General features: G+C 67.4%; 24 protein-coding genes. 17 read left to right on the forward strand and 7 right to left on the reverse strand.

Translation table 11 applies throughout. The features are described from left to right. Window positions 1-30: 30 nt before the first annotated feature. From atpA to PFY01_RS02775, 5 genes are all read left to right on the forward strand, one after another. Complete coding sequence (gene atpA / locus PFY01_RS02755) at window positions 31-1563, forward strand: F0F1 ATP synthase subunit alpha (protein ID WP_055754289.1); 1533 nt, start codon at window positions 31-33, stop codon at window positions 1561-1563. Between the two features lie 33 nt (window positions 1564-1596). After that, window positions 1597-2475, forward strand: a complete 879-nt coding sequence (locus tag PFY01_RS02760) for a F0F1 ATP synthase subunit gamma (RefSeq protein ID WP_066628192.1) — start codon at window positions 1597-1599, stop codon at window positions 2473-2475. Between the two features lie 37 nt (window positions 2476-2512). Beyond that, on the forward strand, window positions 2513-4051 hold the full coding sequence (gene atpD / locus PFY01_RS02765; protein WP_055754291.1) for a F0F1 ATP synthase subunit beta: 1539 nt from the start codon (window positions 2513-2515) through the stop codon (window positions 4049-4051). A 2-nt stretch (window positions 4052-4053) separates the two neighbouring features. Continuing rightward, window positions 4054-4323 (forward strand): ATP synthase F1 subunit epsilon, encoded by a 270-nt coding sequence (locus PFY01_RS02770; RefSeq protein ID WP_017506810.1) that lies wholly within the window; start codon window positions 4054-4056, stop codon window positions 4321-4323. A gap of 85 nt (window positions 4324-4408) precedes the next feature. After that, window positions 4409-5542, forward strand: coding sequence for a serine hydrolase domain-containing protein (locus PFY01_RS02775; RefSeq protein ID WP_271042324.1), 1134 nt, complete (start codon window positions 4409-4411; stop codon window positions 5540-5542). Here the strand turns inward: PFY01_RS02775 and PFY01_RS02780 are convergent. Genes PFY01_RS02780 through PFY01_RS02790 form a run of 3 tightly spaced genes read right to left on the reverse strand, consistent with a single transcriptional unit; the run spans window position 5527 to window position 9055 of the window. Then, a complete protein-coding gene (locus PFY01_RS02780; RefSeq protein WP_271042325.1) occupies window positions 5527-7041 on the reverse strand; it encodes a DHA2 family efflux MFS transporter permease subunit in 1515 nt (504 codons plus the stop codon). The two genes, PFY01_RS02775 and PFY01_RS02780, sit on opposite strands and share 16 nt — an antisense overlap. Before the next feature lie 25 nt (window positions 7042-7066). Further along, window positions 7067-7993, reverse strand: coding sequence for an EamA family transporter RarD (rarD, locus tag PFY01_RS02785; protein WP_271042326.1), 927 nt, complete (start codon window positions 7991-7993; stop codon window positions 7067-7069). A gap of 15 nt (window positions 7994-8008) precedes the next feature. Beyond that, entirely contained in the window at window positions 8009-9055 is a 1047-nt protein-coding gene (locus tag PFY01_RS02790; protein ID WP_271042327.1) for an aspartate-semialdehyde dehydrogenase, read from the reverse strand. A gap of 142 nt (window positions 9056-9197) precedes the next feature. Here PFY01_RS02790 and zapE point away from each other — a divergent pair, with 142 nt between their 5' ends. Further along, window positions 9198-10289, forward strand: a complete 1092-nt coding sequence (gene zapE, locus PFY01_RS02795; RefSeq protein WP_271042328.1) for a cell division protein ZapE — start codon at window positions 9198-9200, stop codon at window positions 10287-10289. 35 nt (window positions 10290-10324) lie between these two features. After that, complete coding sequence (locus PFY01_RS02800) at window positions 10325-10825, forward strand: YbjN domain-containing protein (RefSeq protein ID WP_271042329.1); 501 nt, start codon at window positions 10325-10327, stop codon at window positions 10823-10825. 85 nt (window positions 10826-10910) lie between these two features. On the opposite strand, the gene mdh is transcribed toward PFY01_RS02800, so the two are convergent. Then, complete coding sequence (mdh, locus tag PFY01_RS02805; RefSeq protein WP_271042330.1) at window positions 10911-11873, reverse strand: malate dehydrogenase; 963 nt, start codon at window positions 11871-11873, stop codon at window positions 10911-10913. Window positions 11874-12011: 138 nt separating this feature from the next. Between mdh and PFY01_RS02810 the strand changes: the two genes are divergently transcribed. Both PFY01_RS02810 and PFY01_RS02815 read left to right on the forward strand, forming a co-directional pair. Beyond that, window positions 12012-12905 (forward strand): SIMPL domain-containing protein, encoded by an 894-nt coding sequence (locus tag PFY01_RS02810; RefSeq protein ID WP_271042331.1) that lies wholly within the window; start codon window positions 12012-12014, stop codon window positions 12903-12905. Further along, a complete protein-coding gene (locus PFY01_RS02815) occupies window positions 12905-13303 on the forward strand; it encodes an HIT domain-containing protein (protein WP_271042332.1) in 399 nt (132 codons plus the stop codon). The genes PFY01_RS02810 and PFY01_RS02815 overlap by 1 nt, the downstream gene beginning before the upstream one ends. On the opposite strand, the gene PFY01_RS02820 is transcribed toward PFY01_RS02815, so the two are convergent. Further along, window positions 13300-14136, reverse strand: a complete 837-nt coding sequence (locus tag PFY01_RS02820; protein ID WP_271042333.1) for an aldo/keto reductase — start codon at window positions 14134-14136, stop codon at window positions 13300-13302. The two genes, PFY01_RS02815 and PFY01_RS02820, sit on opposite strands and share 4 nt — an antisense overlap. 47 nt (window positions 14137-14183) lie before the next feature. On the opposite strand from PFY01_RS02820, the gene PFY01_RS02825 reads away from it, so the two are divergent. Further along, complete coding sequence (locus tag PFY01_RS02825; RefSeq protein WP_271042334.1) at window positions 14184-15155, forward strand: alpha/beta fold hydrolase; 972 nt, start codon at window positions 14184-14186, stop codon at window positions 15153-15155. Here the strand turns inward: PFY01_RS02825 and PFY01_RS02830 are convergent. Then, window positions 15152-16156 (reverse strand): LLM class flavin-dependent oxidoreductase, encoded by a 1005-nt coding sequence (locus tag PFY01_RS02830; RefSeq protein ID WP_271042335.1) that lies wholly within the window; start codon window positions 16154-16156, stop codon window positions 15152-15154. The two genes, PFY01_RS02825 and PFY01_RS02830, sit on opposite strands and share 4 nt — an antisense overlap. Before the next feature lie 103 nt (window positions 16157-16259). Between PFY01_RS02830 and PFY01_RS02835 the strand changes: the two genes are divergently transcribed. From PFY01_RS02835 to recA, 7 genes are all read left to right on the forward strand, one after another. Next, complete coding sequence (locus PFY01_RS02835) at window positions 16260-16538, forward strand: ribonuclease (protein WP_271042336.1); 279 nt, start codon at window positions 16260-16262, stop codon at window positions 16536-16538. Between the two features lie 75 nt (window positions 16539-16613). Next, entirely contained in the window at window positions 16614-17108 is a 495-nt protein-coding gene (locus PFY01_RS02840) for a hypothetical protein (RefSeq protein ID WP_271042337.1), read from the forward strand. Further along, a complete protein-coding gene (locus tag PFY01_RS02845; protein WP_271042338.1) occupies window positions 17105-17902 on the forward strand; it encodes a PA-phosphatase in 798 nt (265 codons plus the stop codon). The genes PFY01_RS02840 and PFY01_RS02845 overlap by 4 nt, the downstream gene beginning before the upstream one ends. 1 nt (window position 17903) lies before the next feature. Then, window positions 17904-18854, forward strand: a complete 951-nt coding sequence (locus PFY01_RS02850; protein ID WP_271042339.1) for a right-handed parallel beta-helix repeat-containing protein — start codon at window positions 17904-17906, stop codon at window positions 18852-18854. A 65-nt stretch (window positions 18855-18919) separates the two neighbouring features. Continuing rightward, window positions 18920-20770 (forward strand): M20/M25/M40 family metallo-hydrolase, encoded by a 1851-nt coding sequence (locus PFY01_RS02855; protein ID WP_271042340.1) that lies wholly within the window; start codon window positions 18920-18922, stop codon window positions 20768-20770. 79 nt (window positions 20771-20849) lie between these two features. After that, window positions 20850-22490, forward strand: a complete 1641-nt coding sequence (locus tag PFY01_RS02860) for an MHYT domain-containing protein (RefSeq protein WP_271042341.1) — start codon at window positions 20850-20852, stop codon at window positions 22488-22490. Between the two features lie 169 nt (window positions 22491-22659). After that, the gene (gene recA, locus PFY01_RS02865; protein WP_055807377.1) at window positions 22660-23742 is read left to right on the forward strand and encodes a recombinase RecA; all 1083 of its coding nucleotides are present in this window, start codon (window positions 22660-22662) and stop codon (window positions 23740-23742) included. A 407-nt stretch (window positions 23743-24149) separates the two neighbouring features. Here the strand turns inward: recA and PFY01_RS02870 are convergent, their stop codons facing one another. Further along, window positions 24150-26342 (reverse strand): 3-hydroxyacyl-CoA dehydrogenase NAD-binding domain-containing protein, encoded by a 2193-nt coding sequence (locus tag PFY01_RS02870; RefSeq protein WP_271042342.1) that lies wholly within the window; start codon window positions 26340-26342, stop codon window positions 24150-24152. Window positions 26343-26353 lie beyond the last annotated feature (11 nt).

The raw sequence follows: 26353 nt of genomic DNA on the forward strand, positions 1-26353 counted from the left end.
CGCAGAAGACTGAAGAACAGAGAGCCCGTCATGGACATCCGCGCCGCTGAAATCTCGGCCATCCTCAAGTCGCAGATCGCCAACTTCGGCGTCGAAGCCGATGTCTCCGACGTCGGCAGCGTGCTGTCGGTCGGCGACGGCATCGCCCGCATCCACGGTCTGGACAATGTCCAGGCCGGTGAAATGGTCGAGTTCACCAAGGCCGGCGTGAAGGGCATGGCCCTGAACCTCGAGCGCGACAACGTGGGCGCCGTGATCTTCGGCGCCGACGCCGCCATCGCCGAGGGCGACGACGTGCGCCGCCTGGGCGAGATCGTGGACGTTCCGGTCGGCAAGGGTCTGCTGGGCCGCGTCGTCAACCCGCTGGGCGAGCCGATCGACGGCAAGGGTCCGATCCAGTTCACCGAGCGCCGCCGCGTGGACGTCAAGGCGCCCGGCATCATCCCGCGCAAGTCGGTTCACGAGCCGATGCAAACCGGCCTGAAGGCCATCGACACCCTGATCCCCGTCGGCCGCGGCCAGCGCGAGCTGATCATTGGTGACCGTCAGGTCGGCAAGACCGCCGTCGCCGTCGACACCATCTTGAACCAGAAGAACGTCAACAAGACCGACGACGAGAGCGCCAAGCTCTACTGCATCTACGTCGCAATCGGTCAGAAGCGTTCGACCGTCGCCCAGATCGTCAAGACCCTCGAAGAGTCGGGCGCGCTGGAATACACGATCGTCGTCGCCGCCACGGCGTCGGAACCGGCCCCGCTGCAATTCCTGGCCCCGTTCGCCGGCACCGCCATGGGCGAGTTCTTCCGCGACAACGGCATGCACGCCCTGATCGTCTATGACGATCTGTCGAAACAGGCTGTCGCCTATCGCCAGATGTCGCTGCTGCTGCGCCGTCCGCCCGGCCGTGAAGCCTATCCGGGCGACGTCTTCTACCTGCATAGCCGCCTGCTGGAGCGTTCGGCCAAGCTGAACGAGGATTACGGTTCGGGCTCGATGACCGCCCTGCCGATCATCGAAACCCAGGCCAACGACGTCTCGGCCTACATCCCGACCAACGTGATCTCGATCACCGACGGTCAGATCTTCCTGGAATCGGACCTGTTCTATCAGGGCATCCGTCCGGCCGTGAACGTCGGCATCTCGGTGTCGCGCGTCGGCTCGTCGGCCCAGACCAAGGCGATGAAGAAGGTCGCCGGTTCGATCAAGGGCGAGCTGGCGCAGTATCGCGAGATGGCAGCCTTCGCCAAGTTCGGCTCGGACCTGGACGCCTCGACCCAGAAGCTGCTGGCGCGCGGCGCCCGTCTGACGGAACTGCTGAAGCAGCCGCAGTATTCGCCGCTGGCGATGGAAGAGCAGGTCGTCTCGGTCTACGCCGGCACGCGCGGTTACATCGACGGCATCGCCGTCGGCGACGTCGGCCGCTTCGAGAAGGAGCTGCTGGCGCGCATCCATGCGAACCACGCGTCGCTGCTGGAAGGCATCCGCACCAAGAAGGACCTGACCTCGGACCTCGAAGCCGAGCTGAAGGACATCCTGGCCGCCTTCGTCAAGACCTTCGCCTGAACCCGTCTGGTAAGCTGAGAGAGTAAGCGCCGGATGGCCAGCCTCAAGGAAATGCGCAATCGGATCGGAAGCGTGAAAGCCACGCAGAAGATCACGAAAGCCATGCAGATGGTCGCCGCGGCCAAGCTGAAGCGCGCCCAGGACCAGGCCGAAAGCGCCCGGCCCTATGCGCAGAAGATGGCCTCGGTCATCGCCAATCTGGCCGCCGGCGTCTCGGGCGCCGACGCCCCCAAGATGCTGTCGGGCACGGGCCAGGATCAGCGTCACCTGATCGTCGTGGCGACAGCGGACAAGGGTCTGGCGGGCGGCTTCTCGACCAACGTCATCCGCGCCGCGCGCGAGCGGATCAACAGCCTGATCAACGCCGGCAAGGACGTGAAGATCATCGCCGTCGGCAAGAAGTCGCGCGATCAGCTGGCGCGTCTGTACGGCGATAAGGTGGTCCACACCTTCGAACTGTCGGACCACAAGACGATCGGCCTGCCGTCGGCCCAGCCGGTCGCCGAAATGATCGCCACGGCGTTCGAAGAGGGTCAGGCCGATGTGGTCACCCTGTTCTACAGCCAGTTCAAGTCGGTGATCCAACAGGTCCCGACGGCCAAGCAGTTGATCCCGGCCGTGGTCGAGGGCGACGCCCAGCCGATCGACCTGAACGGCGCGGTCTATGAGTACGAGCCTTCGGAAGAGGAAATTCTGGAAACCCTGCTGCCGCGCGCGCTGACGACCCAGATTCTGGCCGCGCTGTATGAGAACCAGGCCGGCTTCTTCGGCTCGCAAATGGCGGCGATGGACAACGCCACGCGCAATGCGGGCGACCTCATCAACGCCCTGACGCTGCAATACAATCGCAAGCGCCAAGCCCAGATCACCACCGAGCTGATCGAGATCATCGCCGGCGCCGAAGCCCTCTGATCCCGACCGAACAGACATTCCGATACGGACCCTGACCATGACCGACACCGTCGCCCCCAAGAAACCCGCCGCCAAGAAGCCCGCCGTCAAGAAGGCGCCTGTCGCCGCGACCGCGCCCGGCGCGGCCGTCGCCACGGGCAAGATCGCCCAGGTCATCGGCGCCGTCGTCGATGTCGAGTTCGACGGCCACCTGCCGGCGATCCTGAACGCCCTGCACACCCAGAACATCGACCAGAAGACGGGCGAGCCTTTCACCCTGGTTCTGGAAGTCGCCCAGCACCTGGGTGAGAACATGGTCCGCGCCATCTCGATGGACACGACCGAAGGCCTGACGCGCGGCCAGCCCGTGACCGACACCGGGTCGTCGATCCAGGCGCCGGTCGGCCCCGGCACCCTGGGCCGCATCATGAACGTCGTCGGCCAGCCGATCGACGAAGCCGGCCCGATCGCCACCACCGAATACCGCCCGATCCACAAGGAAGCGCCCAGCTTCGAAGAGCAGTCGACCTCGTCGGAAATCCTGGTCACGGGCATCAAGGTCATCGACCTGATGTGCCCCTACACCAAGGGCGGCAAGATCGGCCTGTTCGGCGGCGCCGGCGTGGGCAAGACCGTGACCATGCAGGAGCTGATCAACAACATCGCCAAGGCGTACGGCGGTTATTCGGTTCTGGCCGGCGTGGGCGAGCGCACCCGCGAAGGCAACGACCTGTATCACGAGATGATCGAGTCCAACGTGAACGTGGACCCGTCCAAGAACGGCGGCTCGACAGAGGGCTCCAAGTGCGCCCTGGTCTACGGCCAGATGAACGAGCCCCCCGGCGCCCGCGCTCGCGTCGCCCTGACCGGCCTGTCGATCGCGGAATACTTCCGTGACGAAGAAGGCAAGGATGTGCTGCTGTTCGTCGACAACATCTTCCGCTTCACGCAGGCCGGTTCTGAAGTGTCGGCTCTGCTGGGCCGGATCCCCTCGGCCGTGGGTTATCAGCCGACGCTGGCCACCGAGATGGGCAACCTGCAGGAGCGCATCACCTCGACCAAGAAGGGTTCGATCACCTCGGTCCAGGCCATCTACGTGCCCGCCGACGACCTGACCGACCCGGCGCCCGCCGCCTCGTTCGCCCACTTGGACGCAACGACGGTTTTGAGCCGCGACATCGCCGCCCAGGCCATCTTCCCAGCCGTTGACCCGCTGGACTCGACCTCGCGGATCATGGACCCGCTGGTCATCGGCGACGAACACTACAACGTCGCCCGTTCGGTTCAGGAAGTGCTGCAGCAGTACAAGGGCCTGAAGGACATCATCGCCATCCTGGGCATGGACGAGCTGTCGGAAGAGGACAAGCTGGTCGTCTCGCGCGCCCGCAAGATCCAGCGCTTCCTGTCTCAGCCCTTCTTTGTGGCCGAACAGTTCACCAACTCGCCCGGCAAGTTCGTCGAGCTGGCCGACACGATCCGCTCGTTCAAGGGCATCGTCGCCGGTGAATACGACCACCTGCCGGAAGCCGCCTTCTACATGGTCGGCTCCATCGAAGAGGCCGTCGCCAAGGCCGAGAAGATGGCGTCGGAAGCCTGATCATGGCCGGCAAGCTGAACTTCTCCCTCGTCTCGCCGGAACGCGAGGTCTTCTCGGGCCTCGTGGACCAGGTCGATGCACCGGGCGTCGAGGGCGACTTCGGCGTTCTGCCGGATCATGCGCCCTTCATGACCGCCCTGCGCGAGGGTCTGGTGACCGTCTATAACAACGGCGCCAAGACCCAGTACGACGTGCACGGCGGCTTCGCCGACGTGAACGGCGAAGGCCTGACCATCCTGGCCGAACAGGCCACCGAGGTCGTTGCGGCCTGATCCTGTCGAAGGGTCGAACGATTTGAGGCCTCCCGTTTCGGCGGGAGGCCTTTTTCGTGGGCGGCGGGCGCGCTAGGACCTGCCCATGACCGATCTCATCGACATCCACGGCGTCTGCGCTCCCGGTTTTGAGGCCGTGAGCGAGGCGTTCGCCGCCAACTTCACCGCCGCGCCCGAGGGGCTGAACGAGCAGGCGGCGCGGTTCAGCGTGCTGGTCGAGGGCGAAACGGTCGTCGATCTGTGGGCGGGCCATGCGGATACGGCCAGGACGACGCCGTTCACCGACACCACCCTGACCTCTGTGTTTTCGACAGGCAAGGCGGTGATGGCCATCCTGATGGCGAGCGCGGTCGAGGCGGGTCAGATCGACTATGATCAAACGGTGGCCTCGCTGTGGCCCGAGTTCGGGGCGGCGGGCAAGGCGGAGGTCACCGTCGCCCAGTTGATGAGCCACCAGTCGGGTCTGCCGGGCTTTTCCGAGGCGGTCGATCCGACAATCTGGTTCGATGTGTCCGCGGTGCTGGCGCGTCTGGCGGCCCAGGCGCCGATGTGGGCGCCGGGTTCAGCCTCGGGCTATCACCCGATCACCGTCGGCTATCTGGCCAATGAAGTCTATCGCCGCGCGACCGGACGGACGATGGGCCAGGCGCTGCGCCAGGACTTCCCGGAGCTGGACCTGTGGATCGGCCTGCCGGAAAGCCAGCATGGACGGGTGGCGCAGATGCGCAAACCCACGGCGGCGCCGAGCCTGGGGGCCATCGATCCGATCAAACAGGCGGCCTTCCTGGATCGCGGCTCGGCGCCGGGCGGGCGCGGCTCGGCGGCCTGGCGCGAGATGGAGATTCCGTCGGCCAATCTGCACGGCACGGCGCTGGGCCTGGCGAAGATGCTGGGCGTAGTGGCAAATGGCGGCGTGCTGGACGCCCGGTCGGTGCTGTCGGCGGGAACGCTGGATCAGCTGACGGGAGAGCGCATCCATGGGCCGGACAAGGTGTTGCCCTACACGATCAGCTGGGCGGCGGGCCTGATGCGCAACGACGGGCTGAAGGTCTTCGGGCCCAACGAAGCCTTCGGCCATTATGGCTGGGGCGGGTCGATGGCCATGGCCGATCCCTCGCGGAAACTGTCGGCGGCCTATGTCATGACGCGCCAGTCGCCGCACCTGATCGGCGACCCTCGGCCCAAGCGGTTGCTGGACGCGCTCTACGCCGCCTTGTGAACCGGGCCGGGCGCGGTCAGCAGGCCGATCAGGCCGGCCAAGCCCGCGCAGCCGGCGCAGGTCAGGATCACGGCCCGAAACGCCGCGTGGAAGGCGTCGCGGGCGATGGGCGTGATCGCGCCGCCCGACATGACCTGGGCCAGCTGGGCGCGGGCGTCAGGCAGATTGGCGACCCCGGCGAAGACCGCAGACAGCACCAGGCCTAGGAGGGCGACGGCCAGAAGGCTGGCCACGCGCGCCACTGCATTGTTGACGCCCGAGGCCACGCCGGTGTGGCCCGCCTTGACGGCCCCCATCACCGTCGCCGTCAGCGGCCCGACCGCCAGGGTCATGCCGATCGCCAGCACCGTCATGCCCGCCAGCGGTCCGTCGATATAGCCGGCGCCCGGCGCAGGCACGGCGAGGAGCGCCAGTCCGATCCCGGCCAGGGCCGGACCGACGCTGAGCGACAGACGCGCGCCGAACCGATCGGCGACCCGACCCGCGAGGCCGGAAAACAGGCCCATGACGGCGGCGAAGGGCAGCATGGCGGCGCCCGCCTCGGTCGCGCTCCAGCCGTGAACCCGGATCAGATCGAAGGGCAGGAAGAACATCGCCCCGCCCAGGGCGAAATAGAGCAGCAGGGTCAGCAGATTGATCCCGCTGAACACCGAGGAGGAAAACAGGCCCAGCGGCATCATCGGGTGGCTCTGGCGCGCCTCGGCCCAGACGAAGGCGGCCAGCAGCGCCGCGCCCACGACAAGTCCGGCCAGGATGACGGGCGATGGGAACCCCAGATCGGGCGCGGCGGTCAGGGCCCAGGTCAGGGCGCCCAGTCCGGCGACCGCCAGAACTGCGCCCAGACCGTCCAGACCGCGCGCGTCGGGATCGCGGCTCTCGGGCGTCGCGGCCAGGGTCACAACGGCGGTCAGGATCGCCAGCGGGACATTGATCCAGAAGATGGCGCGCCAGTCGGCGGCGTCGGCCAGCCATCCCCCGATCAGCGGTCCGACCATGCCGGTCAGGGCGCCGAAGCCGGCCCAGGTTCCAAAGGCCTTGCCCCGCTCCTCGGGCGGGAAGGTCGCGCCGATCACCGCCAGGGCGCCGGGCGTCAGCAGGGCCGCGCCGATCCCCTGGATCGCCCGGCCGGCGACCAGGGCCTGGACGGTGGGCGCCAGGGCGCAGCCGATGGAGGCCAGGGCGAAGATCGCGACCCCGATCAGAAAGACCCGCCGCCGTCCGAACCGATCGCCGGCCGCGCCACCGATCAAAACCAGGGCGCCCAGCGTCAGCAGATAGGCGTTCGACACCCACTGGACCGCCGCCGTGCCGGCCGCAAGATCCCGCTGTACGGCGGGCAAGGCGACGCCCAGGGCCGAGCCGTCGATGAAGGTCAGGCTGGAGCCCAGCACCGTCGCGGCCAGCACCCAGCGTTTGCGCGCCGCCGACAGGGGATGGGCCGGTTCGGCGGCGGCGTGGACCTGTCCGCCTTCGCAGGGGCCCGGTTGGGCGGTCGTCATGGCCTCGCCTCCGTGTGGGCGAAGGCTACGCCGGTTCCGCCGTGGTCTTCAACGCCTCGCGTGCGGCGCGGCTGCGATTGAAGGCGGCCAGGGCGAAGACGCCGGCGCCGGCCCAGATGAAGACGAAGGACACGATCCGCAGCAGGGTCAGAGGCTCGCCGGTCGCGACGCCGCAGGCGAACTGCAGCGTCGGGGCTAGGAACTGGATGAAGCCCACGGTGGACAGGGGCAGACGCCGAGCCGACCAGGCGAACAGCGCCAGCGGGATCACGGTCGCCGGGCCATTCACCAGCGCCCAGATCAGGCCGGAGGGCGACCCAAATCCGACCGCCTGACCGTGGGTGGTCAACCAGGCCAGGAAGACCGCGCCAATGGGCAGCAGCACCAGACATTCCACGAACAGACCAGTCTGGGCCGAGGCGGGCACGCGTTTTCGGATCACCGCATAGGCGCAGAAGGTGACGGCCAGGGTCAGGCCGATGATCGGCACATGCCCGAGGGCGATCGTCTGGATCACGACCCCGATGGCGGCCAGACCGATGGCGAGCGCGCTCCAGCGGTCGATCTTCTCGCGGAACAGCACGGCGCCGGCCGCCATGTTGAGCAGGGGATTGATATAGTAGCCGAGGCTGGCCTCCAGCGTCGCGTGATGCGTGGTGGCGAAGACGTAAAGGCTCCAGTTGGTGCCGATCAGCAGCGCGGACAGGGCCAGCCAGGCCAGGGTGCGCGGCGTGGCCAGCACCCGGCGCGCCTCGCCCCATTGCCCGGCCAGCAGCAGGACCAAGCCCGCCACGAAGACCGACCAGACCGCCCGATGCGCCAGGATTTCGGGCGCGCCGAAGCCGTGCGCCGCCATCGCCATGAAGAGCAGCGGCAGCAGCCCCCACAGGGTGTAGCAGGCGATGGCCGTGCCGACGGCGCGGCCGTCGGCAGGGGGTGCGTGGGCGTTCATGACGGTTGAGACCGCCTAGACCGTGATCGAACGATATCCCGACGACGACTTGATCACGCCGGTCTCGTCCAGAAGCTGCGCGATCTGGACGGCGTTCAGGGCGGCGCCCTTGCGCAGGTTGTCGGACACGACCCAAAGGTTCAGGCCGTTCTCGACGGTCGTGTCCTTGCGGATGCGGCTGACATAGACGGCGTGTTCGCTGGCCGCGTCGACGGGGGTGATATAGCCGTCGTGCTCCTGCTTATCGATGACCAGCACGCCCGGCGCCTCGCGCAGGATGGCGCGGGCCTCGTCGGGTTCGATGGGGCGGTCGAACTCCACATTCACGGCCTCGGAGTGACCCACGAAGACGGGCACGCGCACGCAGGTGACGGTGACCTTGATGTCGGGGTCCAGCATCTTGTGCGTCTCGTCCGACATCTTCTTCTCCTCGTCGGTGGAGCCGTCCTCGAGGAAGGAGCCGATGTAGGGGATGACGTTGAAGGCGATCTGTTTGGGGAACTTCTTGGGCGTGGCGTCGCCCAGGCCGTAGATGGCCTTGGTCTGGTTCCACAGCTCGTCCATGCCTTCCTTACCGGCGCCAGACACCGACTGATAGGTCGAGACCACGACTCGCTTGATCTTGGCCGCATCGTGCAGCGGCTTCAGCGCCGTCACCAGCTGGATGGTCGAGCAATTGGGGTTGGCGATGATGTTCTTCTTGGTCGCGTCCTTAATGGCGTCCGGGTTCACCTCGGGCACGATCAGCGGCACGTCGGGGTCCTTGCGGAAGGCCGAGGAGTTGTCGATCACGATGGGACCGGCCTTGCCGATCTTCTCGGACCATTCCTTGGACACCGCGCCGCCGGCGGACATCAGGACGATATCGACCTTTGAGAAGTCGAACTGTTCGATGTCCTGGCATTTGACGGTCTTGTCGCCGAAGGAGACCTCGACGCCCTTGGACTTGCGCGAGGCGATGGCGTGGATTTCATCGACGGGGAATTCCAGCTCCTCGAGGATGTTCAGCATTTCGCGGCCCACATTGCCCGTGGCTCCGACGATGGCGACGCGATAACCCATTTTTTCTCGTCCTTCGGACGCGCTACCGCTCGGCCCACGGGGCCTCGCTGCTTGAGCGCATTGTAGTGATGGCCCTGCAAATAGGCGTTCAGAGCTGTGAAGCAATCGCTTTTCACTGTACCGGGCTTTAAGCAGTCCTCCCATGACCTCCCGTATTCGCAACGCCTACGACATCCGCGTGGAAGAGGGCGTGCTGACGCCCGATCCGGCGCAGGAGAGCGTGATCACGGCGCTGGAGCGGCTGGAGGTCGATCTGGCCAAACGCGGCCTGTTCGGCAAGGCGCCGGAGGTCCGGGGCATTTATCTCTACGGCCCGCCCGGACGCGGCAAGTCGATGCTGATGGACCTGTTCTATTCGGCGACGCCGGAGCCGCGAAAGACGCGCGCCCACTTTCACGCCTTCATGGCCCGTATCCACGACCTGGTGAAACAGTGGCGCGAGGGGGATGCGAAGACCCGCAAGGCCGTGTTCGGAACCCATAGGGGCGACGACCCCATCCCGCCGATCGCAAAGCTGATCGCGTCGGAAGCCCGGCTGCTGTGTTTCGACGAACTGCAGGTCACCGACATCGCCGACGCCATGATCCTGGGCCGGTTGTTCGAAGCCCTGTTCGAGGATCGGGTGGTGCTGGCCATCACCTCGAACCGCGCGCCGGAGGACCTCTACAAGAACGGCATCAACCGCCAGCTCTTCCTGCCCTTCATCGACATCATCCGCGAGCGTTGCGTGGTGGTCGAGACGGCCGGGACGCGGGATTGGCGGCTGGACCGGATGACCTCGGCCCAGGTCTGGCACACGCCGGACGACCGCGCGGCGTTCGAGGCGTTATGGCGCGAGCTGAAGGGGGGCGAGCCGGAAGAACCGGCGCACCTGAGCGTGTTGGGCCGCGATGTGGTGGTGCAGCGCACCGTGGGATCGATGGCGAGGGCGACGTTTGCCGAGCTGTGCGCCAGGCCGCTGGGGCCGCAGGATTATCTGGCCATCGCCCAGCGGTTCCACACCCTGTTCCTGGAAGACGTGCCGATCCTGAGTTCGGCCAACCACCACGAGGCGCGGCGTCTGGTGACCCTGGTGGACGCCCTCTATGAGGCCAAGACCAAGCTGATCGTGCTGGCGGCGGCCAAGCCCGAGGCGCTCTATACCGAAGGGGTGGGGGCGTTCGAGTTTGAGCGCACCGTGTCGCGCTTCAACGAAATGCAGAGCAAGGACTGGCTGGCGCACGTCCGCGACTGACGGTTAGGGTAAGGGCTGACCCTCGGAGTGTTTCCATGCGCCGTCTCGCCCTCGCCGCCGCCCTTTCTTTGACCTTATCGCCGCTGACGGCGGGAGGAGCGTTCGCCCAAACGGCGCCGGCTGCGGCCAGTCGCGGGCTGACGCCGGCCGAGGTCGCGACGTGGATCATCGGGCTGGGCGGGCGGGTCGGGCCTGTGCAGACCGAGAACGGCCTGACCTTCTTCACCGTGACCAATGCGGGCCTGACCTGGGCGGTCTTCTTCTATGGCTGCGAGGCGTCTGGCTGCGGCGAGGTTCAGTTCAGCGCCGTGGTGCCGGGCTCCGGCGCGACGCTGGACAAGGTGAACGCCTGGAACCGCGACAACCGCTATCTGAAGGCCTTCCACACCGCGGCTGAAACACCGACGGCGACGGTGCAATACGATGTCGTCGTGCTGTCGGGCGAAGGCGTGGCGCAACTGGCGGACCCGCTGACGGTCTGGCTGCAACTGCTGCCGAAGTTTGCGGCAGGCATGGGCTACGTCCCGCCGCAATGATGCCCCTCTCCCAACGGGAGGAGGGAAAAGAAAAATGGCCTGCGGATCGCTCCGCAGGCCCCTCGTCATTCGATCGTCGCGCGGCTTACGCCAGCGAGGAATCGATGTCCTTGCAGGCTTGCAGCAGGCCCTGGACCGAGGCGACCGACTTTTCGAACATCGCCTTTTCTTCGTCGTTGGTGGTGAACTCGACGATCTTCTCGACGCCGCCGGCGCCGATCAGCGCGGGGACGCCGACGTAGAGGTCCGACAGACCGTATTCGCCCGACAGCCAGACGGCGCAGGGCAGGACGCGCTTCTGGTCCAGCAGGTAGGACTTGGCCATGGCGATGGCGGATTCCGCCGGGGCGTAGAAGGCCGAGCCGGTCTTCAGCAGGGCCACGATCTCTCCGCCGCCCTTGCGGGTGCGCTCGACGATGGCGTCCAGTTCGTCCTGCGACAGGAAGCCGGCGGCGACGGCGTCCGGCAGGGGCAGGCCTCCGACGGTCGAGTGGCGCACCATCGGCACCATGTCGTCGCCGTGACCACCCAGGGTCCAGGCGTGGATGTCCTGCACCGACACGCCGGTCTTTTCAGCCAGGAAATAGGCGAAGCGGGCCGAGTCCAGCACGCCGGCCATGCCGACCACCTTCTCCTTCGGCAGGCCGGAGAAGTTCTGCAAGGCCCAGACCATGGCGTCGAGCGGGTTGGTGATGCAGATGACAAAGGCGTTGGGCGCGTGGGCCTTGATGCCCTCGCCGACGGCCTTCATGACCTTCAGGTTGATGCCGATCAGGTCGTCGCGGCTCATGCCCGGCTTGCGCGGCACGCCGGCGGTGACGATGCAGACGTCTGCGCCCGCGATGTCGGCATAGTCGTTGGCGCCCTTCAGGGCCACGTCCTGGCCGAAGACGGCCGAGGCCTCGGCGATGTCCAGCGCCTTGCCCTGCGGGGTGCCTTCGGCGATGTCGAACAGGATCACGTCGCCCAGGGCTTCGCGCGCGGCCACGTGGGCCAGGGTTCCGCCGATCATGCCGGCGCCGATAAGGGCGATCTTCGCGCGAGCCATGGATGTCTCCGTTTATTGCGTGTGCGAAAGGGGATTAATCGTGCGGGCGGTCTAGACCCCTCGCGCGGCTGTCGCAAGAACCTCGCTTTACGGCCTTGGTCAGGCTTGCGAAGGTCCGGCGACAACCGGAGGACTTCGATGCGCCGTTCATTCGCTTTCGCCCTGCTGCTGGCCTCGGTCGCCACGCCTGTGCTGGCCCAGACGCCGCCTGCGACCATCGGCGAACGCTATATCCCGGCGCCCTGGTGGATGCGCGATCCGGTCATCGCCTCCGTCGGCCAGGTGCGGGTGGAGATTCAAGCCAACCGCGCCTTCGTTTCGGCCAGCTTCCAGTCGGTGGACCGCAGCGTCGCCGAGGCCTCGCGCGCCGCCGCCGATCAGGTTCGGGCGCTGAGCCAGGCGTTGTCGGCCTATGGGCCGGACAAGGTGCGGGTCGAGACCAGCGTCACCACCCGGCCGCTCTATGACCAGTACCGCGACGAAAACGGGGTGATGCGCGACAACACCCGAGCCGACCGCGTGGCCCGCTATCAGGCCGACGCCTCGGTCAATGTGACGGTGCGCGATGTGCGCCTGATCGAGCGGGTCTATGCGACCATCGTTGCTTCGCGTCCGACCTCGATCGGACAGGTCAATTTCAACCTGGACCCCGACAACAGCTGGAAGGCCAATCTGCAGGCCGAGGCGATGAAGGATGCGCGTCGCCGGGCCGAGGCGGCGGCGACCAACGCCGGCGCGACCCTCGGGCGGGTCAAGATCATCGATCCGTCGGGGCGGGTTTGCCAGACGGACGTGCTGGCGGGCTGGCCTTCATACGCCGCAGGGGGCGGGCAGGAGACGACGGTAGACGACATCGTGGTGACGGGGTCGCGATCGGAAGCGCGCATGGAATATGCCGCGCCGCCAGCCCCGCCCCCTCCGCCCGGAGGCGGGGCGCCCAGCGAGGCACAGATCGAGGCGGCTCGGCTGGCGCTGCAACCGCCCTTGCACGTGATGACTGACAGCGCCTGCGTCATCTACGGACTGAATTGATGGGGTTCGAGGTCGCTCCGGCCTTCGAGGCGGGATCGGTCGCCGCCGCCGAATGGCCGCTGTGCCATGTGCGGCTGCAGGACGACGCTCGCTTTCCCTGGCTGATCCTGATCCCCCGCGTCGAGGGGGCGGTGGAGCTGGAAGACCTCAGTGTCGAACAGCGGACAATGTTGATGGAGGAGACGGTGCGCGCCGGGGCGTTGGTTCGTCGGCTAGGCGCGGTTGAAAAACTGAACGTCGGCGCCATCGGCAATGTGACGGCGCAATTGCATGTCCATGTGGTCGGCCGCCGCCGCGACGACGGTCTCTGGCCCGATCCGGTCTGGGGTCGCGGTCCTGTTGTTCCGTATGCGGACGATGAGCGTACGTGGCGGCTGGCGATCGTCGCCGGCGGCTAGATGATATCCAGCGGCACGGCGTGTTTCGGGGGCGGGAAGGCCGCATCCAGCCGTTCCAGATCCTCCAGGTCGAACTGGATGTCCAGGGCGTCGGCGTTGGCCTCGACGTGTTCGACCGAACTGGCCTTGGGGATGGCGATGACGCCGTCGTGGCGCAGGACGGCGGCCAGCGCCACCTGGGCCGGGCTGGCGGAATGGCGATTGGCGATGTCGCGGATCAGGGGCTGCTCCAGCAGTTCGCCTCGCCCAAGCGGCGAATAGGCCATCATCGGCATGTCGCGCGCCTGCATCCACGGGAAGAGGTCGAACTCCACCCCGCGTGAGGCGAGATTATAGAGCAGCTGGTTGGCGGCGCAGTTCTCGCCCCCCTCGATCTCCATCAACTGCTCCATGGCGCGCAGGTCCAGGTTGGACACGCCCCAGCGGGCGATCATCCCTTCGTCGACCAGATCGCGGAAGGCCTCGACGGTCTCCTCCAGCGGCACATGGCCTTCCCAGTGCAGCAGATAGAGATCCAGCCGCTCGACGCCGAGCCGTTCCAGCGACTTCTCGCAGGCCAGCATCATCTTCATCTCCGACGCATTCTCAGGCCGGACCTTGGAGACCAAAAAGACCTCATCGCGGCGTCCGGCGATGACCTCGCCCACCAGACGTTCCGAGCGGCCGTCGCCATACAGTTCGGCCGTGTCGATCAGGGTCATGCCCAGGTCGATGCCGCGCGCCAGGGCCTGCTGCTCTTCATCGCGCCAGGCCGGGTCGTCGCCCAGCTCCCAGGTGCCTTGGCCGAGGGCGGGAACGGTCGTACCGTCCGCAAAGGTGACGAGGCGGGTCATGTCCGTCCTGACGATAATGAGCGGCGAAGACGCCGTCGGAGGAAGCGATGCGAACCCGGCATATCAAGACCGACGGTCTGGTCCAACAGGTTCTGGAGGCCGGGTTCGAGGATGACAACGCGCCGCTGGTCCTGCTGATCCACGGCTTTCCCGAACTAGGGATCAGCTGGCGCGCCCAGGTCGAGGCGATGTCGCAGGCGGGCTATCATGTCGTCGCCCCGGACATGCGGGGCTATGGCGGGACGGACAAGCCGGCGGGGGTGGAGGCCTACTCGATCCTGCATCTGGTCGGGGACATGGTCGATCTGGTCCGGGCGCTGAGCAAAGGGCCTTGCGTCGTCGTCGGGCATGACTGGGGCGCGCCGGTGGCCTGGCATTGCGCCTTGTTTAGGCCGGATCTGTTCACGGCGGTCGCGGGGCTGTCTGTCCCGTTCCAGCCGCGCCGACCCAAGGGACCGCCCACGGCCGCCATGGCCGCCATCTCGAAACGGGCCGGGCTGGGCGACCTCTACATCAGCCGATTCCAGGCGCCCGACGCGCACATGGCGTTGGACGCCGATCCGGCGATGGCGCTGAGGAAACTGTTCTATGCCTACGACAGCGCGACGCCGGCCGAGCGCAGATCGACCGGCTTCATGCCCGAGGGCGTGGCTCTGCTCGACACCATCGCCGACGACGCGACCCTGCCGCCATGGATGAGCGAGGCGCATTTCGACGAATATGTGCAGGCTTTTTCGGCGGGCGGGTTCGAAGGGCCGCTGAACTGGTATCGGGCGATGGACCTGAACTGGTTGCTGACGGCCTTAGTGCAGGACCAAAAGATCACCCCGCCTGCCCTGTTCATCGTCGGCGAGGACGACCCGGTGCGCCACTACGCCGGCGGGCACGAAGCGGGCCTGAAGGACTGGGCGCCGAACCTGATCCGCTCGGTCGTCGTGCCGGGCGCGGGTCACTGGATCCAGCAGGAGCGGGCGGACGAGATCAACCGCCTGCTGCTGGATTTTCTGCAGAGCCTCTAGGCCGCCTGCCTCGTCGTCATCTGATCACGCGCCTCGGCCACGATCTCCAGGCTGCGGATGCGGGCGGTATTGTCGAACATCATGCCGGTGACCATCAGCTCGTCCACGCCGGTCAGGGCGATGAAGTCGGTCAGTTGGCGCTTGATGGTCTCCGGGCCGCCGATGGCGGAATACAGCAGCCGGCCCTTGGCGCCGGCGATCTGCTGCGGCGTCAGGATCGCGGCGATGTCATCGACGGGCGGCGGCAACTTGCCCGGCTTGCCGGTCGAGAGGCGGGCGAAGCTCTGCTGCATCGACGTGGACAGGCGCTCGCCCTCGGCGTCCGTGTCGGCGGCGAAGACATTGATCGCGGCCATGGCGTGGGGCTTGGCCAGGCGATCCGAGGGGACGAACTCGCGGCGATACAGGGCCAGGGCCTCCAGCAGCAGTTCGGGTGCGAAATGGCTGGCGAAGGCGTAGGCCAGGCCGAGCTGACCGGCGAGCTGGGCGCTAAATAGGCTGGAGCCCAGAAGCCAGATCGGCACGCGCAGGCCGGCGCCCGGAACGGCCCGGACGGGCTGGTTCTCAGACGCCGGCTCGAACCAGTGGATCAGCTCGATGACGTCGCGCGGGAACTGGTCTGCGCCTTCGAAATAGCGCCGCAGCGCCCGGGCGGTGGCGCCGTCCGTGCCGGGCGCGCGGCCCAGGCCGAGATCGATGCGGCCCGGAAACAGGGTCTCCAGCGTGCCGAACTGTTCGGCGACGACCAGGGGCGCATGGTTGGGCAGCATGACGCCGCCGGAGCCGACGCGAATGCGCTCGGTCCCCGCCGCGACATGGCCGATGACGATGGCGGTGGCGGCGCTGGCGATGCCGGGCATATTGTGGTGTTCGGCCAGCCAGAACCGCTCATAGCCGAGCCGATCGGCGGCCTGGGCCAGGGCCAGGGTTTCATCCAGGCCGCGTCGGGCGTCGCCGCCTTCGACGATGGGAGAGAGGTCGAGAACTGAAAACGGGATCATGACGCCTAGATCGGGTCTGTCCCTCGGGGTTCAAGGGCGAGAGCCTGGAACCGCGACCGGATCAGGCGCTTTAAACTGATCTCGACAAGCGGAGCGATGCGCCATGACCGACACCGATTCCCCCAAGCCCGAAGCGGATTGCGACGACGCCCGCGAGGCCGCCGACATGGGCGAAAAGCCGGATCTGGGTCACAAGGCGGATACGCTGATCGACGCCCTGGACGGCAGCGATTCGGGATCGGACACGCGGGCAGGCTCGCTGCGTGGCGGATCGGCAAGCGGTTCGGACGACGACCCCGACTCCGCCGAGATCAATGACCGACTGGCGAAGGAAGGCTCGGCCGAGAAAGGCGCGACGAACCAGGACGACGCCGCCGACTGAGCGGGCGCCTTGTCGCCGCCGCAACCATGCGCCACGGTGGCGCTCTGAACCTCTCGGTCCAAGGACGATCTCTCGATGACGCTTCGCTTGGCGGCCTCCGCCGTCGTGGTTCTGTTTTGCCTCGCAGGATGTGATCGCTCGGCTCAACCGGTCGAGGCCAAGACTGCGCCCGAAGCGTCGGCGCCGGCCGTCGCTGACGCGACGCCGCCAGCAACCGAAGCGCCCGCCGTTTCAGAAACGTCCGCGCCCGCCGCCGACGGCGCGCCGTCCTTTGCGGTCGTGTATCCCGGCGCGCAGGTGGACGGACAGCCGCTGGCCGCTGGCGGCGAGGCAGGGCCGGGCGGCCTTATCACCTTCACCACCAGCGCCTCGCCGGACGATGTCGTCGCCTTCTATCGCGAGCGCGCCGAGAAGGCGGGCCTGCGCTCCGTCGCCGGAATGAACCAGGGCGACACACGCGCCTATGGCGCGGCGGCGGACGCGGTGAACGGCGCCTCGCTGCAGGTCGTCGCCACGCCGACCGAGACCGGCGAGACTTCGGTTCAGCTGGGCTGGAGCGCCGGTCAGTGAGGCGGGTCGCCGCCCTGGGCGCGGCGACGGCGATCCTGCTGGCCGCGGGGTGCGCAGGGGCGCCCAAGCCGGACGGCGCGATGCCGACGGCGGGCTTCCTGGGCGATGAAACGATCGCCCAACTGACGGATGCGGTCCCGCCAGCCCCAACTCCGGGATCCATCGCGGACCTGGCGGACAAGGCGGCCTCGGCGCGGCTTGCAGCGCTGGAGGACGGCGACCGATGGCTGCTGGCGACCGCCCATGCCGAGCTGCGGCCGCCCCTGGCCCTGCAACATTTCGACTGCGCCTTGGGCGTGCGGCTGGGGTCGGCCGAGACGCCGGCGCTGGACCGGGTGATGGCGCGGATCTTCCATGATGCGAACAGTGCGGCCGAACGCGTCAAGGCGCGTCAGACGCGGCTGCGGCCGGTCGGCGACGATCCCGATCGCCGCGCCTGCCAGACCCTGACGCCGGCGGCGCGACGCAGCGCCTCCTATCCGTCCGGCAGCGCAGCGGTCGCGACGGCCTATGGCGAGGCCTTTGCGGCCCTGGAGCCGGACCGGGCCGAGGCCGTGCGCCGGATCGGCCACGAGATCGGGGTCAGCCGCCTGATCTGCGCCATGCATTATCCGACCGATGTCGCGGTCGGCGATCAGATCGGACGGGATCTTGCGGCCAGGGCCGTCGCCACCCCGGCCTTCGAGGCGGACATGGCGGCGGCGCGGGCGGAGTTGGCGGCCGCGCGTCGCAGCGGCCTGACCAACCCCGGCTGCGCGGCCGAGCGCGCGGCCTTGGCGATCCCTCTGCCCTGATATGACGGCGGCGCTGGCTCTCGCCCTGTTGACCTTCCAGGCTCTGGCCGACCGGCGGTGCACGCCGCAAGAGGTCGCGGCGCTGACGACGCCGGCGACGCAGCCCTATCGCTTGACCTGCCAAGCCGACCTGTCGGGCGTCGATATTCGCCGCCGCGTGCTGATCGAGGGCGCGGAGAGTTCAGGCGCGTCACTGGATTGCGGCGGCGGGACCATCCGCGCGCCGGGCCCGGCGACGACCGCCGCCCCGACCGTCGCCGTCTGGTCCCGCCGCGAGGGCGATCAGTGGTCGCGGCCGGTCGATGTGACGATCCGAAACTGCACAGTCGTCGGCAATGTGCGGGTCTGGGGCATGGGGGCGGGCGGATCGATGCGCGACCTACTGGCCTCGTCACGCACCGCCGGACATACCCAAGCGGCCCAGTCCGCCGCGCCGCTCCGCGTCACCCTGGACCGGGTCCGGTTCGAGGGCGTGGGGACCATTCCCCTGTATGTCGGACCGGGAGTGACACGCACTACGGTGACGCGATCCCGCTTTACGGGGCGCTCGACCTCGACCGCCGTTTATCTGGACGCCGAGAGCGCAGGCGCGCTGATCCAGGACAACGATTTCGATATCCGCACCGCGCGCGAGCAGATCGCGGTGGACGGATCAGGCGCCAACCGCATCGTCGGCAACCGGCTGACGTTGCACGGCAAGGGCGGGGTGTTTCTGTACCGCAACTGCGGAGAGGACGGCGTGATCCGCCACCAGACGCCGTCCTATAATCAGATTACGGACAATCTGTTCACCGGCGCGGGCTGGCTGAGGCCGCGCGCGGTCGTGATCGGGTCGCGCGAGGGCGGACGACGGTATTGCGGCGACGACCGGGGCTGGCCGTTCGGGTCCAGCGCGGACGACGGCGACGGCGCCACGGGCAATCTGACGGCGCGGAACGTCGTGCGACGCTGATCGAGGCCTTGCACGCACCGGCGGTTCGGGGCTGATTGCGGAACAGAGCGATCGGGGGATTGGATATGCGTTGGGTGTTGTTTCTGGCGTCCCTTGCGGCGGCCGTGGGCTTGGCGGTGCTGACCGCGCAGACGCCCAAACCCCTGCCCGCCTCGGCGCCTGCGGTTCAGTTCTCGGCCGCGCGCGCCATGATGGACGTGAATCGGATCGCGCGAGCGCCGCATCCGGTCGGCTCGGCCGAGCATCGGCAGGTTCAGACCTATCTGGTCCAAAGGCTTACGGCGCTGGGGCTTCAGCCCAGCCTGCAGACCGGCGCCCTGTCGCCCGCCGCCGTCGCGCGGCTCGAGCGGGAGGGTGGAAATGCGGGCGGCGTCCAGGCGGTCAATATCATCGGCGTCCTGCCGGGACGGAATCCGGCCCTGCCTGCCGTCGCCCTGATGGCGCATTACGACACCTCGCCGACCTCGCCGGGCGCTGCCGACGACACGTCCGGGGTGGCCGCCATTTTGGAGGCCGTGCGCGCGATCAAGGCGCGGGGCGGGGCCGAACGCACGCTGGTGGTCCTGTTCACCGACGCCGAGGAGCTGAATCTGGACGGGGCGCGGGCCTTCTTCAGCGAACATCCGCTGCGCGACGACATCGGCGCGGTGATCAATCTGGAGGCGCGGGGCGGCGGCGGGCGCGCCATGATGTTCGAGACCGGGCCCGGCAACGCCCAGACCATCGCCCGCTACGCCCAGGCGACGCAGCGGGCGACGGGCGGGCCGTCCAGCAACGCCCTGGCCATCTTCGTCTATCGGCTGATGCCCAACGGCACGGACTTCACCGTGGCGGCGGATCGCAAGCTGGCGGGGATCAACCTGGCCTTCATCGGCCGCCCGGCGCAGTACCATTCGCCGTCCTCGACGCCACAGGCGCTGGATCAGGGCAGCGTGCAGCATATCGGCTCCCAGGCGCTGGAAATGGCCGATGACCTGCTGCGGGCGCCGGCCCTGCCGCAGGCGACGCAGAACGCCGTCTATGCCGACGTCTTCGGCCTGTTCGTCGTGCAGCATTCGCCGGCGATCGGCTGGCTGCTGGTGACTGTGGGGGCCTTTGCGACGGCCTTCGCCGCCTGGGGCGCGCGCCATGCGACGGGCTTGAGAGCCATGTCGGTCGCGCGGGGCGCGGCGGATGGCCTGTGGCTGTTGGCTAGCGCGGTGGTGGTGGGACAGGCGGTGCGCGTCCTGGCCGGGCCGATCGGCAGTCGCGTGGATTCGGCCGACCTCTATTACACCTTGCTGCGTCGCCTGCCGGTTCTGGAAATCGCCGTGGCCCTGGCCATGCTCGGCCTGGTTCTGATGCTGACCGCAGGGCGACGCCTGATGGGCCGATGGGGCGCATCGGGAGTGATACTGGCGGCATTCGCGATTGCAGCGGCGCTGGGCGGTTTTAGCCCGCCTGTCGTGGGGGCGACGGTGATTGCGCTGGCGCTCAGCCTAGCGCGGCCGAAACCGCAGGACGCGAACGCCGTCTGGGGCGCCTGGCTGGGGCTGATCGTCCTGGTTTTGATCCTGGGCGGCGGGGTGCAGGCGGCGGCGCCGGAAGCCGCCTTCCTGCTGCTGTGGCCCGGTCTGATCGCCGCCCTGGCCGCCGCGTCGACGGCGGTGATCGGCGCCCGCCTCGGGTCGTGGGCGTCCTTCGCACCCGCCGTCGTCGCCACAGCCCTGGTCGGCGGGTGGTTGCTGGTTCAGGGGCACGGCGTCTTCCTGGGCGTCGGCATGGACATGCCTGGCGCAGTAGGGCCGATCGCCCTGATGATCGCGATGCTGGTCCGCCCGCTGGCGCCGCGCTCGGGGCGGGCCTTGCCGATCTTCGCCGCCGCCAGCCTGGCGCTGGCCGTCGCGGTCGCCGTGGGGGCCAGGTTGGTCGCTTGATCCGGATGCGTTTCGCAGTCGTCCGAGCGATGAAACCGGGCTAAGCATACCGCTGCTGTTTCTCGGGGCCTCGGCGCGTTTGCACCATCTTCACGTCAATCCGTTCACCGTCCTGTCGCTGGCGATAGCGATCCTGGGCGCGTGGACGGCTCTGGATCTGTTCAACCGCACCCGCGATCAGATCGGCGCGACGCGGTTGCGTTGGCTGGGCGTCGCCGCCCTGGCCTTGGGCGTCAGCATCTGGTCGATGCATTTCATCGCCATGCTGGGGTTCGAGGCCGAAGGCCCCGTCTTCTATGATCCCGGCCTGACGCTGGTCTCCTTCCTGCTGGCGACGGCCGGCACGTCCGCGGCCTTCCTGACGGCGGGGACAGCGCAGGCCAGCCCCTTGCGACTGGCGCCGGCGGCCCTGCTGATGGGCGGGTCCGTCGCCGCCATGCACTACGTCGGGATGGCGGCGATGCGGATGAACGCCGTCCTGAGCTATCAGCCCGTGCTGGTCGCCCTGTCGGTGCTGGTTGCGGTCGCCGCCGCCTATGCCGCCCTGATTGCGGCCCGCCAGGAGCGGAGCCTGGCCTGGCGCGCGGTCGCCGCCGTGATCCTGGGTCTGGCCATCGTCTCCATGCACCATATCGGCATGGCGGCCCTGATCCTGACCCCGATCGCCGACGCAGGGCCGGTGGAGGGCGGGGCGTCGCCGGTGGTATTGGCGGTCGCGGTGACGACCGGGGCAGTCACGCTGCTGTTTCTCGCGCTGGGCGCCTCGATCGTCGATCAGCGGGCCAATGTTCTGGCGGCCGTGGACGCCGGCGGCGTCGGCTTCTGGGAAGCGACCCTGCCGATGAAGACGACGATGATGTCGCACCGCGCGCGCGTAATTCTGTCCATCGATCCGTCCTGCCGCCTTGGCCCGAGCGAGGTCGGCGACCGTCTGTCGCCCGAGGATATGCCGCTGCATCGTCAGGCGCTGGAGCGCGCCCTGGCGGGGGAGGGCGAATATGATCAGGAATGGCGTCTGCCGGCCTCTGGCCGGTGGATCCATCTGCGCGGACGCCTGATCCGCAGTCGTTCGGGCCGGCCGATCAAGATGTCGGGCGTCATCACCGACATCACCGATCGCCGCGAGGCCTTCGCCGCCTTGGCCGACAGCGAACGCTTGCAGCGATTGCTGATCAACGAACTGAATCACCGGGTGAAAAACACACTGGCCACGGTGCAGTCCATCGCCCACCAGACCGCGCGGCGCACGCCGGATGTCGCCACCTTCACCGCCCTTTTCGAAGCGCGGCTCGTGGCCCTGTCCAACACGCAGAATCTGCTGACGGCCGCGAATTGGGAGCGTGTCGATCTGCGCGCCATGCTGCTTCAGGAACTGGCCCCCTATGCCGAGGAACAGGTTCGCCTGACCGGACCGGCCGTCGATCTGAACGCGCAGCAGACCCTGGGCATGGGCATGGTCTTTCACGAACTGGCGGTGAACGCCGCCAAATACGGCGCCCTGTCGAACGCCTCGGGCTGCGTGCGGGTCGACTGGTCCGTGGCGGAAGGCCATTTGCTGCTCGATTGGGTGGAAAGCGGCGGACCGGCGGTGTCGCCGCCTCAGCGCAAGGGCTTCGGTTCGGTGCTGATCGACTCGACGATCAACCGCTCGCTGCACGGCTCGGCGGTCATGACTTACGACCCCGAGGGCGCCAGCTTCAGCCTGCGCCTTCCGCTTTAGCCGGCGTCAAAAACGGTCGTAGGTTTTGGGTGTTCTCGTTTTGATCAATGAGAACATCTTGTGAACCAGAACAAACCATGCACATAGTCCGCCTCACGAAACGGGGGCGGGTCCAGGCGGGTCTCTCCCAAGCTGAATGACGGGAATCATGGCAAGGGAGACGAAGGCAATGGCTTCACAGGCGGCACTCAAATTGGTGGGCAAGGACGACGGCGACAAGCAACGCGCCCTGGAGGCGGCGATCGCGCAGATTGATCGCGCTTTCGGCAAGGGCTCGGTGATGAAACTGGGCAAGGCGGGCGTGGTCGCCGAGATCGACAGCGTCTCGACCGGCTCGCTGGGCCTGGACATGGCGCTGGGCATCGGCGGCCTGCCGGTCGGGCGGGTGATCGAGGTGTTCGGCCCGGAATCCTCGGGCAAGACGACCTTGGCTCTGCACACCGTCGCGGAAGTGCAGAAGAAGGGCGGGGTCGCCGCCTTCGTCGACGCCGAACATGCGCTGGACCCGGTCTATGCCCAGAAGCTGGGCGTCAATCTGGATGATCTTCTGGTGTCGCAGCCGGACACTGGCGAGCAGGCGCTGGAGATCGTGGATACGCTGGTTCGGTCGGGCGCCGTCGATATTGTGGTCGTCGACTCCGTCGCGGCCCTGACGCCGCGCGCCGAGATCGAGGGCGAGATGGGCGACAGCCTGCCGGGCCTTCAGGCGCGCTTGATGAGCCAGGCGCTGCGCAAGTTGACGGCCTCGATCTCCAAATCGAAATGCATTGTGCTGTTCATCAACCAGATCCGTCACAAGATCGGCGTCATGTACGGCTCGCCCGAGACGACGACGGGCGGCAATGCGCTGAAGTTCTACGCCTCGGTGCGTCTGGACATCCGCCGCACCGGCGCGATCAAGAACCGCGACGAGGTGGTCGGCAACACCACCCGGGTCAAGGTGGTCAAGAACAAGGTCGCACCGCCGTTCCGCGAGGTCATCTTTGACATCATGTATGGCGAGGGTATTTCCAAACTGGGCGAGGTCATCGACCTGGGCGTCAAGGCTGGCATCATCGAGAAGTCGGGCAGCTGGTTCAGCTATGACTCCACCCGGATCGGTCAGGGCCGCGAGAATGTGCGCGAGTTCCTGAAGCAGAATCCGGACATCGCGGCCTCGATCGAAAAGGCCGTGCGCGCCTCGACCAACAAGATCGCCGACGAACTGCTGGGCACGCCCGAGCCGGACGAAGGCCAGGATCTGGAAGGCTGACGCCAGCCTCCGAGGCTGGGCGGACTGTCAGAGTTTGTCCCGGTCTCGGTCCGGTCTTTTCACCGCTACTCCGTCGCCCCTAGCGACCCGCCACCGACCCCGCGAAGGGCGGCGGAGCGACCCGCTCGACCTCGTGTCGAGCGGGTCTTTTTCTTTTGTGAGCGGTGCTGATCTTTTTTTTTGTCATTCCGGGCGAAGCGTAGCGCAGAACCAGGACCCAGCGGCGCGCGTGAGCGCGAAGCTGTCGCGGACTCGACGCCCCGAGATCCTGCGATGGAACGATCGCCGCCGGCGCCGCTGGGTCCCCCGGTCGCGCTTCGCGCGCCGGAGGATGACGAAAGTCAAACGCCAAACGAAAACGGGCGACCCGAAGGCCGCCCGTTCCGTCTGTGGATGTCCGCGACCGATCAGGCGGCGGCCTTCTCCGGGGCGAACTTGCCATAGAAGGTTTCGTTCTTCGCCGCCATGTTGCGCAGCAACTGCGGTACCTTGAAGCGGTCGCCATAGGTCTCGGCCAGACGGTCTGCGGTTTCGACGAATTTGGCCAGGCCGATGCCGTCGATCATGCTGATCGGACCGCCGGTCCAGGGCGCGAAGCCCCAGCCCAAGATGGCGCCCAGATCGGCTTCGCGCGGATCGTCGATGACGCCTTCTTCCCAGCAACGGGCCACTTCCACGGCCTGACGATACAGCAGGCGCGTCTTCAACTCGTCGATCTGAGCGAAGGCGGTCGCCTCTTCCGGCTGATCGATGCCCTTGGTGGTGGGGGCCAGTTCGCCCAGACCCTTCCAGATCGTCTTGGGCTTCTGATCGTAATCGTAGAAGCCCTTGCCGTTCTTGCGACCGAAGCGACCGCCCTCGACCATCTTGGCGACGATGTCGGCGCCTTCCGACGGGACGTATTTGTCGCCCAGATCCAGCGCCGTCTGTTTGGCGATCTTGTAGGACAGGTCCAGGGCGACGTCGTCGTGCATCTCCAGCGGGCCGCGCGGCATGCCGGTCATGCGACCGACATTGTCGATCAGGGCCGGGCCGTAGCCCTCTTCCAGCATCGCCATGCCCTCCATCAGGAAGGTGGAGAAGCAGCGCGAGGTGTAGAAACCGCGGCTGTCGTTGACGACGATCGGCGTCTTCTTGATCTTCAGCACATAGTCCAGCGCCTTGGCGATGGCGGCCTGACCCGTCTGTTCACCCAGGATGATCTCGACCAGCATCATCTTGTCGACGGGCGAGAAGAAGTGGATGCCGATGAAGTCCTCGGGCCGCACCGAGGCCTCGGCCAGGCCGGTGATCGGCAGGGTCGAGGTGTTGGAGCCGAACACGGCGCCCTCGGCCAGTCGCGCCTCGGCGCGCTTAGTCACATCGGCCTTGATCTCGCGGTTTTCGAACACAGCCTCGACAACCAGGTCCGAACCCTTGATCAGCTCATAGTCCGTCGTCGCCGTGACCGAACCCAGCAGGGCGTCATACTTCTCCTGCGTCAGCTGACCGCGCGACAGGCGCTTCTTCAGCAGCTCCTCGACATGGGCCTTGCCCTTGTCGGCGGCTTCCTGCGTCTGGTCGATCAGAATGGTTTCGATTCCGGCCAGCGCCTGCACATAGGCGATGCCCGCGCCCATCATGCCGGCGCCGATGACCGTGACCTTCTTCGGATCGGACTTGGGCACGCCCGCCGGGCGCACGGCGCCCTTGTCCAGCTCCTGCTTGGACAGGAACAGCGAACGGATCATGGCCTGGGCCTGCGGCGTCATCAGGGTCTTGATGAAGTAGCGGGTTTCGATGCGCAGGGCCGCGTCCATCGGCACCTGGGCGCCTTCATAAACGGCCTTCATCAGGTTCACCACGGCCGGATAGTTGCCATAGGACTGCTTGCGCAGCATGGCGTTGCCGACCATGAAGTTCTGAATGCCGGCCGGGTGATAGGGGCCTCCGCCGGGCAGTTTGAACGACTTTTCGTCCCAAGGCTGGACGGCCTTGCCGCCGTTCTTGATCCAGGCCTTGGCGGCCTCGACCGACTGGCCCTTCTCGACCACCTCATGGACGATGCCGGCGCCCTTGGCGTCATTCGGGCGGAAGGACTTGCCCTCGCTCATCGCCATCATGGCGTTCTGAACGCCGACCAGACGCGTCAGGCGCTGGGTGCCGCCGCCGCCGGGGAACAGGCCGACCTTGATCTCGGGCAGGCCCAGCTGGATCTTGTTGTCGTTCTCGACCACGCGGTAGTGAGCGGCCAGCGTGAACTCCAGTCCGCCGCCCAAAGCGAGGCCGTTGATCGCGGCCGCGATCGGCTTGCCCGAGGTTTCCAGCGCACGGAAGGCGCCGTTCAGCTTCCAGCCGGCGTCGAACGCCTTTTGCAGGTCGCCGCCGCCCGACAGCACGCCGCCGGCCATGTCGCCCAGGTCCGCGCCGGCGCAGAAGCCCGAGGCCTTGCCCGAGGTGATGACGGCGCCCTTGATGGCGTCGTCGGTCTTGATGCGTTCGACCAGCTCGGGGATTTCCTTCATCACCGAAGAGGTCAGGGTGTTCATCGAACGGCCCGGAACGTCGAAGGTGACCAGGGCGATGCCGTCGGCGTCGACGTCGATCTTAAAGTTTTCCATATCCATTTGCT

Origin of the sequence: Brevundimonas vesicularis (assembly GCF_027886425.1) — a bacterium.
Lineage (GTDB): Bacteria > Pseudomonadota > Alphaproteobacteria > Caulobacterales > Caulobacteraceae > Brevundimonas > Brevundimonas vesicularis_C.